This window comes from Subdoligranulum sp. DSM 23681, assembly GCF_057005535.1.
This window is the reverse complement of record NZ_CM168050.1, coordinates 3,097,197-3,112,588: the sequence shown is the minus strand read 5'-3', so window position 1 is coordinate 3,112,588 and position 15,392 is coordinate 3,097,197. Positions and strand designations below refer to the sequence as shown.

Annotated in this window: 13 protein-coding genes; all 13 read left to right on the top strand. The window is 51.9% G+C overall.

Annotated elements, in window-relative coordinates; all coding sequences use genetic code 11:
• The first annotated feature begins 6 nt into the window (after window positions 1-6).
• The 13 genes from AC127K_RS14445 (at window position 7) to AC127K_RS14385 (ending at window position 15,368) form a co-directional block, all read left to right on the top strand.
• Window positions 7-654 (top strand): HAD hydrolase-like protein, encoded by a 648-nt coding sequence (locus tag AC127K_RS14445; RefSeq protein ID WP_483721086.1) that lies wholly within the window; start codon window positions 7-9, stop codon window positions 652-654.
• A 41-nt stretch (window positions 655-695) separates the two neighbouring features.
• The gene (locus AC127K_RS14440; RefSeq protein ID WP_483721085.1) at window positions 696-2,360 is read left to right on the top strand and encodes an SGNH/GDSL hydrolase family protein; all 1,665 of its coding nucleotides are present in this window, start codon (window positions 696-698) and stop codon (window positions 2,358-2,360) included.
• Window positions 2,361-2,427: 67 nt separating this feature from the next.
• Entirely contained in the window at window positions 2,428-2,577 is a 150-nt protein-coding gene (locus AC127K_RS14435; RefSeq protein ID WP_294538572.1) for a hypothetical protein, read from the top strand.
• A gap of 13 nt (window positions 2,578-2,590) precedes the next feature.
• Window positions 2,591-3,340 carry a YjjG family noncanonical pyrimidine nucleotidase gene (locus tag AC127K_RS14430; RefSeq protein WP_294538570.1) on the top strand — a complete coding sequence of 250 codons (750 nt, stop codon included), beginning with the start codon at window positions 2,591-2,593 and terminating at the stop codon, window positions 3,338-3,340.
• A 100-nt stretch (window positions 3,341-3,440) separates the two neighbouring features.
• Complete coding sequence (locus AC127K_RS14425) at window positions 3,441-5,339, top strand: ABC-F family ATP-binding cassette domain-containing protein (protein WP_483721084.1); 1,899 nt, start codon at window positions 3,441-3,443, stop codon at window positions 5,337-5,339.
• A 162-nt stretch (window positions 5,340-5,501) separates the two neighbouring features.
• Window positions 5,502-6,266: a DUF4422 domain-containing protein gene (locus tag AC127K_RS14420; RefSeq protein ID WP_294538564.1), complete on the top strand. Its 765-nt coding sequence runs from the start codon at window positions 5,502-5,504 to the stop codon at window positions 6,264-6,266.
• Entirely contained in the window at window positions 6,209-7,162 is a 954-nt protein-coding gene (locus AC127K_RS14415; RefSeq protein WP_483721083.1) for a glycosyltransferase family 2 protein, read from the top strand. The genes AC127K_RS14420 and AC127K_RS14415 overlap by 58 nt, the downstream gene beginning before the upstream one ends.
• Before the next feature lie 18 nt (window positions 7,163-7,180).
• Window positions 7,181-9,013: an HAD family hydrolase gene (locus AC127K_RS14410; protein WP_483721082.1), complete on the top strand. Its 1,833-nt coding sequence runs from the start codon at window positions 7,181-7,183 to the stop codon at window positions 9,011-9,013.
• A 5-nt stretch (window positions 9,014-9,018) separates the two neighbouring features.
• Entirely contained in the window at window positions 9,019-10,053 is a 1,035-nt protein-coding gene (locus AC127K_RS14405; RefSeq protein WP_483721081.1) for a glycosyltransferase family 2 protein, read from the top strand.
• On the top strand, window positions 10,050-10,895 hold the full coding sequence (locus AC127K_RS14400) for an NAD-dependent epimerase/dehydratase family protein (protein WP_294538554.1): 846 nt from the start codon (window positions 10,050-10,052) through the stop codon (window positions 10,893-10,895). The genes AC127K_RS14405 and AC127K_RS14400 overlap by 4 nt, the downstream gene beginning before the upstream one ends.
• A gap of 21 nt (window positions 10,896-10,916) precedes the next feature.
• A complete protein-coding gene (locus tag AC127K_RS14395) occupies window positions 10,917-12,863 on the top strand; it encodes a rhamnan synthesis F family protein (protein WP_483721080.1) in 1,947 nt (648 codons plus the stop codon).
• Entirely contained in the window at window positions 12,853-14,361 is a 1,509-nt protein-coding gene (locus AC127K_RS14390; protein ID WP_483721079.1) for a rhamnan synthesis F family protein, read from the top strand. The genes AC127K_RS14395 and AC127K_RS14390 overlap by 11 nt, the downstream gene beginning before the upstream one ends.
• A complete protein-coding gene (locus tag AC127K_RS14385) occupies window positions 14,358-15,368 on the top strand; it encodes an acyltransferase family protein (protein WP_483721078.1) in 1,011 nt (336 codons plus the stop codon). Before AC127K_RS14390 ends, AC127K_RS14385 begins: the two co-directional genes overlap by 4 nt.
• Window positions 15,369-15,392: the final 24 nt, after the last annotated feature.

Here is a 15,392-nt window from a genome sequence, read left to right as displayed (position 1 = left end):
ATGCAGATGCGGTCTTATGATGCTGTTCTGTTTGATGTGGACGGCACGTTGCTGCACTCCCGTCCTGGAATATTGGATACGTTTGCCTATGCGTTTCGCATGATGGGGCTTGACCCGTCCTCTATGGATCTGGGACGCTATTTGGGACCGCCTTTACGGCAAAGTTTTGCGGAGCATTTTTCGGATGATGCGGATGTGGAGCGTGCCGTTCAGTTCTATCGGTCCCGATATGCGCAGCACGGCATGCATATGTGTGCACCTTTTCCCGGAGTGGTGGATATGCTTCGCACACTTCGGGAAGCGGGGCTGTTCCTGGCGACAGCCACTTCCAAACCAACGGCCGTTGTGACGCCTATCCTGGAAGAACAGGGGATTGCCGGCTATTTTGACCGCATAGGCGGCGCCAGTCTGGACAAAAGCGTTGATACCAAGACCGCCGTGATTCGCACGGTTCTGGCGGACCCTCGCCTCACAGGAAAAAGAATTCTGATGGTGGGTGATCGTCAGGATGATATGCAGGGCGCCGCTGACTGCGGGATTCCCGCTGCGGGGGTTCTGTACGGGTATGGCAGCCGGGAAGAGCTGACTGCATGGGAGCCGGTCTTTTTGGCGACTGACAGTGAGCAGCTGACACAGTATATCCTGAACAATTAAAAGATTTCACCGCAACACTAGGAACGGAGGTATCTTTCCATATGAGCCGCAACGGTTTCCGCGGGGCTTCTTTCAGCCCCATCCAGCGCCGAGCCTGCCTTGTGCTGGTGCTGTGTGTACTGGCTGTTATCATCACTTTTGTTTGTGCCTGGATCGTTCCCGGCATGCTTGGAGCCGGCAAGGGGAACAAAACGGATTATGACAGCAGCCTGTATCCCGTGGATACTTCTTTGGATGCCGTCCTGAAGGAGGGAACTTCTTCCGATTCTTCCTATGCCTCCACTGTGATTTATGTGGGGGATGACTATACGGCATCTCTCAAGAGTTCCGGACAGATCACACTAAATCAGTATCTGGGCAAGGAAGGACTTTCTGTCAGTAAGGCTCTGCAGGAATATTGCGTCTATTTTGAGGGCGATTCCAACTCCTATACCATCCCCCAGGCGCTTGCAAAAATGAAGCCTCGCCGGATTGTGGTCACCCTCGGTTCTAATGATTTGTCCTCCGGTCTGACAGCGGAGGCTTTTGTGCAGGATTATAAGCATATGCTGGAAGGCTTTTCCACTGCCTACTCATATTGTGACATTATTGTCAATGCGATTCCGCCTGTGACCGAAGACGCAGAGAACGCAGCGGCCAATCAGCTTCTGATCGACCAGTACAACCAGGCGCTTGCTTCCATGTGCAACGATGCCGGCTATAAATTCCTCAACAGCTCCGAAGCACTGAAAGCGGAAAACGGATTTGCTGACAGCAACTTTATCAGCGGCAAATCCTTTACCACCAACGGGGCAAAGGAACTGGTGAATTATATTACCTCCCATGCCTATGACTCGGATGACCGCCGTCCCGATACCAATGATATTCCAACCCGTGCGGAATCTGCATCCCAGTCTTCCAGCAGTGCACCGACTGCAACGCCCACCGCAACGCCTTCTGTGCACAAAGTAACGTTTGAAATCGAAGAAGGCAAGGGCACGCTGAACGGAAACGGACAGACCGGTGTGACCAAACTGGAATTTGAGGTGCCGGATGGCGAGACTGTTTCTGTTGAAGCTGTACCGTCTGACGGATATACCTTCTTCGGATGGAGTGACGGAATCAAAAACACCAAGTGGGTCAAAAAGGTCACACAAGATATTTCTGTCACGGCCATGTTCAATCAGAAAACCACGGTTACGTTGACCATCGATGAAGGCAACCGCAATATGAATCTGGGGGACAGCGTCACCTTCCATGCCTCGCTGGTAGTCAATGATGCGGCAGCCAGTGCCGACAATGTCCAGTGGGCAGTGAACGGCGACCTGATGCGCAACGGTTACAGTTTTGAATTCAAACCCACTGCCACCGGTACCTATACAGTGAAGGCCGGGGTGGAGATCGATGGCGTATATGCCTCCAACGAGGTGACGGTCACCGTCGCCGATGCACCGACCAAAGTGTCCATTACGGGTGTGTCCAGCATGCCGGCAGGAAGTTCAACCACCTTCACCGCTACCGTAGAAAACCAATCCGGTGATATCACATGGTCTTGTCCCCAGAAGCCGGACTGGTCCGCCACCGGTAATACAGCACAGTTCACGGCCAATGGCGTGGGTGAATATACGATCCGCGCAACCAATAATGGAAAAACCGCGGAGTTCAAATTAACCGTTACTGAAGCGCCGACACCCTCTCCCGCCGCTTCCGGCTCGGAAAGCCAATAAGTCGGACGGCCGGCACTTTGACCGCTCTGCCGCTTTCTGCATACAATGAAAGCGGAGGTGCTATCTTATGAATGCATGTGAAGAGTTGTTTGTGCCGCAGCTTGGGTTCGAAGATGTGACGGACGGTTCAGTCGAAAACTACGATCTGGATTGGCCGCTGGCAGAAGCGGTACAAGAGACGGATTGTATTTCCGATATGCCGGAAACGGGCAAATAACAGGAGCAACTATATGGCCTATTATACTTGTTTGTTATTGGATGCAGATAATACACTGCTGGATTTTGATGCTGCCGAGCGGCAGGCTTTGACTGATACCTTGACGCACTATGAGCTGCCCCATGATGAAGCTGCGCTGGATGTTTACCACCAGGTTAATCGTCAGCTGTGGGACCGGCTGGCAAAAGGGGAGCTGACAAAAAACAAGCTGTTTGCCATTCGGTTTGGCCAGTACCTGAAAGCCATGGATTTGCCTGATAATGGCAAAGGTCGGGAAATGAATGACTTTTATGAGGATCAGCTGGCCAATCATGCTGATCTGATTCCCGGCGCGTTGTCGGCTCTGAATGAATTGGCTGAGGTGGCTACTCTGGCCATTGTCTCCAACGGTGCATACAAAGTTCAGAAATCCCGTATTGATGCTTCTGGACTCGAGCAGTTTATGGATGGCATCTATATCTCTGAAAAAGTGGGTGCCACAAAGCCGAACCCCAAAATCTACGAAGCGGCTTTGCGTGATCTGGGTATCACCAACAGGTCCAGGGTCCTTGTTGTGGGGGATGATTTGCTGGCAGACATCCGCGGCGGAAAAAATGCCGGCTTGGACACCTGTTGGGTAAATTTCACCGGTGCGGAAAATCAAACGGGGATCGAGCCCAAATATACGATTGGCTCGTATGAGGCATTGTATCAGATCGTAATGGAGCCGGAAGAACTGGAAAATGTGGGTGTGCGTAACCGCCGTCACATGAATGACCAGTAAGAGAAAGAACATGCCGCTGCTCTGTCGGGCAGCGGCATCTTTCGGTGTACGGTATCCCTGTATGAGATAGAGGAATGAAGGACGAAAGGTTGAAATCATCATGTTGATTGAACTTCAGAACCTTGGGAAAAGTTTTGGAGAGCACGAGGTTCTGGCCGGCATAACGGCAGGGGTGGAACGCGGCGATCGAATCGGGATCATTGGTGCAAACGGGACTGGAAAAACAACGCTTCTTCGTATCCTTTGCCAGGAAAGTCAGCCGGATACAGGGGATGCAGTGTTTGCGTCCGGTGTTACCTGCGGATACCTGGAACAGTCCGGACACCTGGACCCGGAAAAGGATATTTACGAAACCATGAAGCTTGCTTTCGCGCCCGCTCTGCAAGCGATGGAAGAAATGGAAGGGCTGCAGAAGCAGCTGGCCCTGCCCCACGATCCGGAAGTGGAAGAGCGCATTGCGCATTGTACTGCTGTGATTGATGCTCTGGACGCCTATAATATGGATACCCAAATCAAGAAGGTACTCAACGGTATGGGGTTTCCTGCGGATACCTGGACCAAAAAAGCCGGGGTCCTGTCCGGTGGAGAGCAGACGCGCCTGCGTCTGGCCCGTCTCCTGCTGGAAAGACCGGATATCTTGATTCTGGATGAGCCCACCAACCATCTGGATCTCGAGACGATGGAGTGGCTGGAAAACTATCTCAAAACCTATCGTGGTGCCGTTCTGGTCGTCAGCCATGACCGCTATTTTCTCGATGCGGTCTGTACGCGGATCTGGGAGTTGGCCGGCAAGACTATTCTGACCTATAAAGGAAATTACTCCTCCTATCTGCCGCAAAGGGAAGCGGCCGATGAACGGCAGCAGAAAATGCACGATGCAGCCGTCGAAAAAGCGGCTAAGCTGCAGGAATACATCGATCGCAATCTGGTGCGTGCCTCCACAACAAAAATGGCACAAAGCCGCCGCAAACAGCTGGAAAAGCTGGAAATTGTGGATGCGCCGCAGCGCCAGGGACGGGATCTTAATTTCCGGTTTGAATATGACATTGAACCCTATGATGAACTTGTTATCATGAAAGGGCTGACCATCCGCATCGGGGAACGGATGCTTCTTCACCCCTTTGATTATACCGTTCATCGGGGCGACAAGTTGGTGATCGCCGGACCGAACGGTGCCGGCAAGTCCACCTTGCTGCAGGTCCTGGATGGTAAACGCCGTCCGTCCGGCGGCATGGTTCGTCTGGGGTCTGGTGCAAAGGTCGGTATTTTTACCCAGCAGCAGGCCCGACGCGTGGGTCGGGTAATTGACGCCATCTGGAATCAGTACCCGCGCTTCACGGAACTGGAAGTCCGAAGCCATTTGGCCCGCTTCGGATATCGCGGGGAAGAAGTGTTCAAAGATTGCGCAACTCTGTCCGGTGGCGAGCTTGCCCGCCTTCGCTTTGCGGAACTGGCGCTGGAACGTCCGAATCTTATGTTTTTGGACGAGCCAACCAACCACCTGGACATCTATATGCGGGAAAGTCTGACAAACGCTCTGGCCGCATACACGGGTACTTTGGTGTTGGTAACGCATGACCGTTATCTGATGCAGACTCTTGGCTGCCCCATTCTGCATCTGGAAGATGGAAACGCTGTCATGTACCGGGATTTTGCCGCTTTGCATGCGGCGTCTTCCGGAGCAGAAACTCCAAAACAGCCCAACAAAGAAGAACGTTCCGCGCGACCCGGCTATGGAAAAGAGCAGCGCCGTCGCCGCGCCGAATTGCGAAACAGCATCCGGGATTTGGAAAACAAAATCGAAGAATTGGGCGCACATATTGTTGAACTGGAGAATGAAATCAATGATCCCGAAGTATTGAAAGATCATCTTTTGCTGCGGGATAAATGCGATGAACTGGATGATGCCCGTTTTCATCAGCAGGAACTCTTTGACAGATGGGAAAAACTCGCGGAAGAACAAGAACAGCTGGAGGCTGAAGAGGCTTCGGATTCCTGATACTTGCACAGGATAGCCAACTGTTTACATATCTGTAACTTGCTTTCTGGCAAAAACGCGGTATACTTATTAAAAATGGCCGTTATGTGCCTGCAGGGCATATAGGCGGAACAAATAACGCCGCGGTGTACCCGCGGACGTATACCGTAAGCGGGGAACACTTTGGAAACGAAGATTATTATTGCGACGCATAAGCCGTACTGGATACCGGATGATCCTATGTATCTGCCGGTACAGATGGGGCATGCCATCCATCCTGATATTGGATATACCGGTGATGATACAGGAGAAAATATTTCCGAAAAAAACTGGAATTTCTGTGAGCTGACCGGTTTGTACTGGGCCTGGAAAAATTTGGATGCCGATTATATCGGAATTGTGCACTATCGGCGCTATTTTTCCAGCCGTCAAAATCGTTTTGCTTCCAAGAAGCGCCGTGTCATCGGACACGAAGAACTGAACACTATTCTGGCAACGACCAATGTCATTCTGCCCCGTGAACGGCATTACTACATTGAAACAAATTACACCCAGTACATTCATGCGCATCACAAACAGGACCTGGAGGTAACGCGCGCCATCATTGAACGCAAGTGTCCTGAGTATTTGCCCGCATATGATCTTTACATGTCCAAAACGCACGGGCATCACTTTAATATGTTTATCATGAAGCGGGAGCTGCTTGGCCATTATTGCTCCTGGCTGTTTGATATTCTTTTTGAGCTGGAAAAAGAGCTGGATATCTCCAATTACACCGCCAACGACAAGCGGGTGTTTGGTTTTGTCAGTGAGCGCCTTTTGGATGCGTGGCTGATCACAAATAATATCTCTTATGAAGAATTGGAAGTTCTTCATATGGAAAGTCAGCGGTGGCTGCGCAAGGGAACGGCGTTCTTGATGCGCAAGCTCTTTCCCAAAAAGGATTGATGATGCAAACCGGAAAAATCGCCGCGGTTGTTGTTACCTACAACCGTAAGGAACTTTTATGCCGTTGCCTCCAGGCCTTGCATGCCCAGAATCAGCCCGAGCTGGATGTTCTGGTGTTTGACAATGCCAGCACGGACGGTACCGAGGCGGCTGTCCGCCAGCTGGCCTTACCGCAAATTTTCTATCACAATACCGGCCGTAATCTGGGGGGCGCCGGAGGATTCTCCTATGGAATTCAGACCGCCGTACGGGCAGGATATGAATATCTTTGGATCATGGATGATGATACCTTGCCAGAACCGGGAGCTTTGGAGGCGCTTTTGCGGGCAGATGCCAGTCTGAAAGGGGAATACGGGTGGTTGTCTTCCCGGGCATTGACCCCAGAAGGAGCCGACCAGCCCATGAACCGCCAGCGTAAGACACCGTATCTAGACATCGATGGATATGAACAGCCCCGCGTTCCCAGTGTGATGGCCAGTTTTGTGTCACTGTTCGTCCGCAGCCGGACGGTGCAACGCGTCGGACTGCCCATTGCGGAATTCTTTATATGGTCAGATGATTGGGAATATACCAGACGCATTTCCCGCCTCTTGCCATGTTTTACCGTTTCGGATAGTCGGGTAGTGCATGCCATGCAAAATTCTACCGTGGTCAATATAGCAGCCGATGTTCCTGCCAGATGGGACCGGTATCGCTATTTTTATCGAAATGATGTTTATCTTTACCGTCGCGAAGGCTTGATTGGCTGGTTATGGATTCTTGCCAAATTCAGCTGGCACAGTGCCCAGGTGCTGATCAGCAAGAGCGGCAGGCGAAAAGAACGGCTGGCGATTATTTGGAAGGGATTTGCCGCGGGAGTCAGATTTAATCCTCCCATACATAAAATTGAAGAATAAACTGCAGGACGGAGAACAATGCAACAGCTGGAACAAAAATTGATCAAGGCCGCTGAATCTTATGATGTTGTGGCATTTGACGTGTTTGACACACTTTTGTTCCGCGATACAGGTTCTCCGTCCGATTTATTTGTACTGATGGAACAAATCGGTCTGGCGCCGCAGGGATTTGCCCGCAAACGCAGGGAAGCGGAGGCAATGGCCCGCACGGCGGGGCAAGAGGTGACCCTGGCAGAGATTTATGACCAGCCGCCGCTGCAGGGAATTGATCCGATTGCCGAATTTGAGGCTGAACTCCGTGTGGCAGTTCCAAACCGTCTTCTTTTGCGTACCGCAAAAGCTCTTCACGAGCAGGGGAAAGTGCTGTATGCCATTTCTGATATGTACCTTTCCTCCCAACAGGTCTCGGCCTTGCTGGAACAATGCGGCTTTGATTTTCTCAACGGTATTTACGTTTCTTCGGAATATGGGGTACAGAAACGTTCCGGAAAATTATTCCGCCTGTTTCTCGAGGAAAACAATTTGACCGCTTCGCAGGTTCTGTTTGTAGGCAATGATCCCCGGGTGGATATTGCAGGGGCTGCGCTGGCGGGGATTCGTGGGGTTCTGGTTTCACCGCCTCATTTGTCTTCCCATTATCCACGGGCGACGGATGTGCGTCAGGGCGCGTTTCAGGCATTTGTACGGAATCGTCTTCCCGAAGAAACCGAACTGGATATATTGGGCTTCTCCGTAATTGGCCCGTTGCTTACGGCGTTTGCCATATGGCTGCACAAAGAATTTAGTGAATCTGGAAAAAAACGCCTGGTGTTTTTAGCGCGGGATATGTATCTCGTGCGGCAGATTTATCATACTTTGTACGGAGAGCCAACCGATTATCTCAAGGTTTCCCGGCGCAGCCTGTGCCCTGCACTGCTGCAGCGTCCCATGAATGACGAGGGATTGCAGCTTCTGGCAGATGCACTGCCACGGCAGGTAATGACAATCGGTCAGGTCCTGGATTATTGTGGATTTGATACCTCTGCTGATCTGCATGGCGCCAATGTGCGGCAGAGTGTGGATCTGCGCACCAGGCCCCTGTCTGCCGCGGTCAAAGAGCAGCTGTTAAGCCTTGCGGCTTTAAGCAAAACTACAGCCGGGGCCACGGTTCGGGAGCAGGCGGAACTGATTCGGGCTTACCTGCGCCAGAATAAACTGCAGGAAAAGCCCCCTGTTTTGGTGGACATCGGAAGCGGCGGCACCACCCAGCATATTCTGGAAAATCTTTGCAATGTTGAAATGCAAGGGGCCTGTTTGGCGTGCGATTCCCGCTTGCATCAGGTTCTGTCGGAAGAGCGGGCGCAGGCCTTTTTGTTTCACGGCAATCCGGCTCCCCTTTGGTATTGGGTCGGGCAGCCAATGCTGGAGCGCCTCATTTCAGAACCTTGCGGCGCCACTGCCGGCTATAAAGAGCGCCAGGGAAAGATCATTCCCCGCTTGGAACAGACACAGTTTGATGAACGTATCCTTCGTGTTCAGCGTTCTGCACTGGAATTTGCCCGCGTCTGGCGTGCCAGCTTCTGGTGGAAGTCAGAAATGCCCGTCGATATGCTGACACAGGCGTATCTGGACCTTGTCCGGAATCCGACACACAATGATATTTGTGAGCTGGGCACAATCAGGGTGGAAGACGGCGATACCTGGACGTTGGCGGCACCCAAAAACATGCGCCTGTATTTGAAACGACCAAAAACGTTTGTGCAGGATTTCCGTCAGGCAAGATGGAAAAATGCCTTTTTGAAAGAGGCCATACGGCTGCCGCTTCCGTATGCGCGGCTCTATGAAATGTTAAAAAGCAAACATGGAAGGTGACAAGGATGCAGCAACCGCTGTTCAGTATCATCATCCCCGTATATAATGCAGCAGAAACCTTATCTGCGGCCGCCAACAGTATTCTCAGTCAATCGGTACAGGATTTGGAATTGCTTCTTGTGGATGATGGTTCTCGCGACGGCAGCAGTGATTTGTGCCATCGTTTGGCAGAACAGGATTCCCGCGTACGTGTCTTTTCACAAAAGAACAGCGGCATCTGTGCGGCACGAAACAGTGGCTTGACACAGGCGCGCGGAAAGTATATCGGCTTTTGTGACGATGATGACCGCTATCTGCCGGACACACTACAGAAAGCAAAAGAATTGATCTCACAGACCAACGCTGATGTTGTGCGCGGTGGTTATGAGCTGCAACGACAGACTCAGGCTGGCTATATGGTAACGCTGCCACATGCAGTCGGGACATTCTGCCGTCTGGCTCCGGGACAGAATGCTGACTCTTATCTGGACTTTTTGGCAAACAGCGGGCCGCAATTCGTTTGGAACGCTTTTTATCGTCTGGAGACGGTGAAAGAAATTCGATTTGATGAGCGCTGCCGTTTCGGTCTGGAAGATTTTCTCTTTAATGCAGAAGTGTATGCCCGAAATGCCAGTGCTGTGTTTGAGCCAACTCCCTTTTATCGCCACTACGAACGCTCTGACAGTACCTCTGCCGCCACCATTCGCGCTGTGGTCGGCCGTAGTCAGACTCTGCCGGCTTGGGTGGAAGCGGAAAACCGTGCAGCCAGGAAACGCTGCGAGCCGGAAGGATACAACCGAGTTTGGGCTGCCCGCAGGGCGGAATTTGTTACATTCCTGATGCATCAGCTGCGGGATAGTCAGGCATCAGGTGCGGTTTGCCGCCGGTCATGGCGGGCATTGAGAAAGGCGCTGCGCGATACCGGCGGAAACGACACACTTGACTTTTTACGTGTGGCAGGGCACAATAAAAAGCAAGCGGTAGCACTTTTTCTGTTTGCTACCCACGCAGAGGGTTTATACCCCTATCTTCCGAACAAGGAGGAGAAACTTTTAAAATGAAAAAAATTCTCGTCACCGGTGCTGCCGGATATATTGGACGTCATGTTGTGAAAACCGCTCTGGATATGGGGTATCAGGTTATCGCAGCTGATTTTGCCTTCAAGGGCGTGGATGAACGCGCTGAATTCTGCGATGTGCCTATTTTCAGTGGCGACAAGGGAATCTACCGTGCACTGGGCAGCCCTGATGTGTGCATTCATATGGCATGGCGTGATGGTTTCCGCCACAATGCTTCCAGCCATATGAAAGACCTTTCCAACCATGTAGTATTTCTGAACAATATGGCTGCGGGCGGTCTGCCTTCCTTGTCCGTCATGGGCACCATGCATGAAGTGGGGTACTGGGAAGGTCCTATCAAGGCCGATACGCCCTGCAATCCGCAGAGCCAATACGGCATTGCCAAAAACGCCCTTCGTCAAAGTCTGATGCTGTCCTTGGCAGAGACCAACTGTCGTCTGCATTGGCTGCGCGCGTACTACATCACCGGCGACGAAGCCCACGGCAGTTCCATTTTCGCCAAAATCACACAGGCGGAGTTGGATGGGAAAAAGACCTTCCCGTTCACCAGCGGGAAAAATCTTTATGATTTCATCGACGTGGATGAGTTGGCCCGCATGATTGTGGCCGCCAGCGTCCAGGAGAAAATTGACGGAATCATCAATGTCTGCACCGGTAAGCCCATTTCGTTGGCACAGCGTGTGGAACAGTTTCTGAAAGACAAAAACTATAAAATCAAATTGGATTACGGTGCATTTCCCGATCGCCCGTATGACAGCCCCGGTGTCTGGGGCGACCCAACTGAAATTGAACAGATCATGCAGGATGCCGGCCTGAACGGATAATGCAAACGGAAAGGATGCTCCATGAAACGACTGGGAATCTTCTTCTTCTTCGAAAAGCAAGGCTATGTAGACGATTTTCTTGTTTACTATCTGAACGACCTTGCCAAAAACCTCAGTGAACTGGTTGTGGTCTGCAATGGCAAACTCGGCGAGCAGGGGCGCAAGGCATTCAGCCGCTTTACCGACAATATTATTGTCCGGGAAAATAAAGGTCTGGATGTATGGGCATATAAAACCGCGCTGGATCAATACGGGTGGGCAAAGCTGAGTGAATTTGACGAAATCGTCATGACCAACTCCACTCTGATGGGGCCCGTCCGGCCATTGAAGGAAATGTTTGACGCGATGGCCGAAAATCAGGATCTGGATTTTTGGGGCTTGAGCATTCATCATGGGGCAGAGGGCAATCCTTTCAAGGGAAAACACATTTATGATTTCCTGCCTGTACACATTCAGTCTCATTTTATGGTTTACCGGAAACGGTTTGTCCAGTCGCCGGATCTGCAGAAGTATTGGGATGAAATGCCCATGATCAACGGCTATACCGACTCTGTCCAGCGGTATGAAGCTGTGTTCACCAAGATGTTTGCGGACAAAGGGTACAAGTGGGATGTCTATGTAAAGACAGATGATCTGAAGGATTTTACCGATTACCCGCTTCTTGTCTGCCCGACCCGGTTGCTGCGGGATAAAAAATGCCCCTTGTTCAAGCGCCGCAGCTTTATGCATGAATACGAAGCGTATCTCAACGATACGGCCGGAGAACCTGCGCGGGAATTGTATGCCTATCTGCGGGATCACACTTCCTATCCGCTGGAACTCCTGTGGTCCAACATGATCCGGACCATGCATCCGTACGACTTTACCCGCGACCTGGGACTGACTCGTCTGATCATGCCCACTCTGCAAGATCCGGACTGTGCACAGAATATTCGCAAGACACGGCGCATTGCGCTGGCCATGCATCTGTATTTTATGGACATGCTGCCGCAAAGCATGGACTTTGCCCGCAATATGCCGCCGGAAACGGATGTCTTCATTTCTACGAATACTGAGGAAAAAAAGCGGCAGATCGAGGAAGCGTTTTCCAAACTGCCCCTTCACAGTGTCAAAGTCCTGACGGTGGAGAACCGTGGTCGGGATGTGGGCGCTTTCCTGTGTGATCTGGCGCCTTATCTGAAAGAATATGACTATGCCTGCTTCATGCACGACAAGAAAGCCATTCAGACAAAACCCGGCAGTGTGGGTGCTAGTTTCGGATATGTTTGCAATGAGAACATCTGCAAAAACGCGGACCATGTGCTGAATATCCTCTGTGAGTTCGAAAAAGATCCCCGGCTGGGGATTTTGTGCCCGCCGTTCCCCACACATGGGCTGTATTTTATGAACATGTGTTCTAACGGGTGGGGGCCGAATTTTGACAATACCAAACAACTGGCCAAGACCTTAGGCCTGCATGTTCCTATGTCGGGCGAAAAAGCGCCCCTTGCACCGTTCGGCAGCGTTTTCTGGTTCCGTCCGACCGCGCTGGCGCCTCTGTTTGACCATGGGTGGAAGCATGAAGATTTCCCGCCGGAACCGCTGCCTCAGGACGGGACCATCAGTCACGCCATTGAACGCATCTACCCCTTTGTGGCGCAGGGGGCCGGGTATTATCCCGCCCAGGTAATGAGCACCGAGTTTGCCGTCAGCCGCTGCGATGCCATGCAGGCATATGCATCCGGCTTGATTCGTCCCTTGGCGCGTGTGTTCAACTGCACCACCTTCGGCAATGCGGCTCAGGCTGCCGTTGCTTTTTCCAGCAAGAAATATTTTGGTCTGTTTCATACCTACGGACCTTACTCCAACAGCCGGCGGCGCCGTACCCGGAACTGGCTGCGTGACCGGCTGCCGGAAGGCGTGTATTGGAGTATGATGCACGCCAAACGTGCCGTGTTCGGGCCGCATGGTGCACCGTATGAAGAATGATACACTGACATCTGTCACAAACAACAGGCTTGTGATCTACTTCCATTATGACCCCCACGGGCAGGCCGATACGGCCTGCCGTTTTGCGGTGCAAGCCATGCGGGAGCAGGCCCGGGTTCTATTGTTTGTACATAATGGAACTTTGTCTTCGTCCGCGCATTGCTGGCTTACAGAAAATAAAATTTCTTTTCTGGAGCGGGAAAACGAAGGATTGGATGTAGGCGCCTATCGTGCTGCGCTGCTGCATATCGGCCGCTCAGCTCTGGACACGTTTGATGAAGTGGTCCTGATGAATTATACGTTGGCCGGACCGGTCACACCATTGCAGGAAATGTTTTCCAGGATGGATACCAGGTCCGACCTGGATTTCTGGGGGCTGAGCCGACACTATGCCATGCGTAGCCGTCGTTTCGGTGCACACGGACTGGTTCCGGAGCATATACAGTCCCACTTCATTGCGGTGCGTCGCCGCATGTACGATGACTTTTGGACGTACTGGCAGGACATGCAGCTTCCCAAAAGTTACGAGGATTCTGTCCGCCTCCACGAAACCTGTTTTACAGCTCATTTTTCTGATCTGGGGTATAAGTGGGATACCTTTTTGGACAAAACGGCGTATCGTGGAATTTTTGTAAATCCCATTATGGCCTGCCCCAAGGATCTAATTGTGACGCACAGATGTCCTTTCTTCAAGCGCCGCAGTTTTTTTACTCCGTATGCCGACGAACTGCGGCGGACCGATGGTCAGGCTGCCTCCACTTTGTATCGGTATCTGAAGCAGGAAACTTCATTCCCCGTGGATGAACTGATTGCCAGCCTGCTTCCGGCCCACTCATTGACGGCAATGGCACAAAATCTGCATTGGCACTATCAGCTGCAAGAAGGGACTAAAAGTGAGCCACCCGTTATCCTGACGCCCGAAGAGCTGCAAAACGGAGTAAAACTTTCTGCTGATTCCATTTATTGTCTGCCGACGAGCCTGTTTCAGCAACCGACACTACGCTTGTATGAACAAGAATTGTGCTGGTCCGGGTCTCTGCTCTGCGCAGCCGTGAATCTGTTTGGAGAGCATCCCATGCTGGGAGTTTTGGGACCGGCCATGCCACTGTATCCCGAATACGCCCGTGCTCGATACCGCCTTTGGAAAAATGATCTGTCAGCCCTGAGAAGATCCATGGCCGACCTGGATTTGCAGCTGCCTATGGAAGAAAATCAACCGTTGCCTGTTCCAAACGGAGGTATCCTGTTGGTGAGAGGATCTGCTTTTCCAAAAGGATTGCCGCCGCTGCGCAGCCATAAAGACTTTTGGCTCTTGCCGCTTCTGGCACAGAAAAATGGTTTTTACAGTGCGGATGCCGAAACGAGCAGTCAAATGGCTGCCCGTGCCGATGTGTACCACGCTTTGCTTTGGCAGGTACAGACATCGGGCGGCGCCGGGAAAATTTTCGTGCGCCGAATCAAGCATGCAATACTGGACCCCAAGGAGGCCGACGAATGAAGAAGCCCCGCCTGTTTTACCTTGATCTGATCCGCGCTGTGGCCCTGATCAGTATTCTGATCATCCATTTCAATGCCTCGGTTACAGGCTATTTTACTCTGCCCCATCAGCTGTTTACCAGCACGCTGCCCTTTGGCATCTATTTGGGAGATTTCGGCTCCACACTTTTCTTCATCGTTTCCGGTGCTTCTCTTTGTTATACCGCGCCGGAACACTTTGAAACCATTTCTTTTTATAAAAAGAGATTCCGGGCCGTATATCCCATGTTCTGGCTTGCTTGGGTCATCTGCTTTTCCATCCGTTTCGTGGCCAGACCAGGTTACTACGCTAGTGCCAGAACAATCACTTTGATCCTGACGGTGCTGGGCCTTGATAATTTTGCGGTCGCCGCAGGCTGGGTGGGACAGGATTTTGCCTGTGTTGGTGAATGGTTCCTGGGCAGCATCCTTTTTTTGTATCTGCTTTTTCCGATTTTGCTGTATGGGTACCGCAAACACCCATGGTTGACTTTTGCTGTGACCTGTGCCGTCGGGAGCTCAATTCATCTGGCAGGATGGGATGCCCGGTTGGTGGCCATCCATTTGCCGGAATTTTTCTTTGGAATGCTGGTCGTGGGACTTTCCCACAGGCGGCAAATTCTTCTCGCTGCAGCGGCAGCCGTATTGCTGGCACTGCAGACGTTACTCGGAGCGTGGGACACCAAGATCGTGTGTGCCCTTTTTGGTGCCGTTGTATTTGTTGTGCTTGTCATAGCGGCGGATGCAATAGCTTTTGGCCCCGTAAAACGCCTGTGCGCATTGCTGGGAAAATACTCCTACGCTGTCTTTCTGGTACACCATGTGATCATCCTGCGTCTGGTAGAAGGTTTTGATCTGGGAGCCCTTTCCCGCCGGGATACCGCATTGCTCTTTGGCGCTTACCTGGTGTTTACGGCTTTGGCCTCTGCCACGCTGTACTGGCTGGACGGAAAAGTCCGTCATGGATTTTCTTCGCTTTTGCATGGCTGAATTTTATAGGGATTTGGATACGTC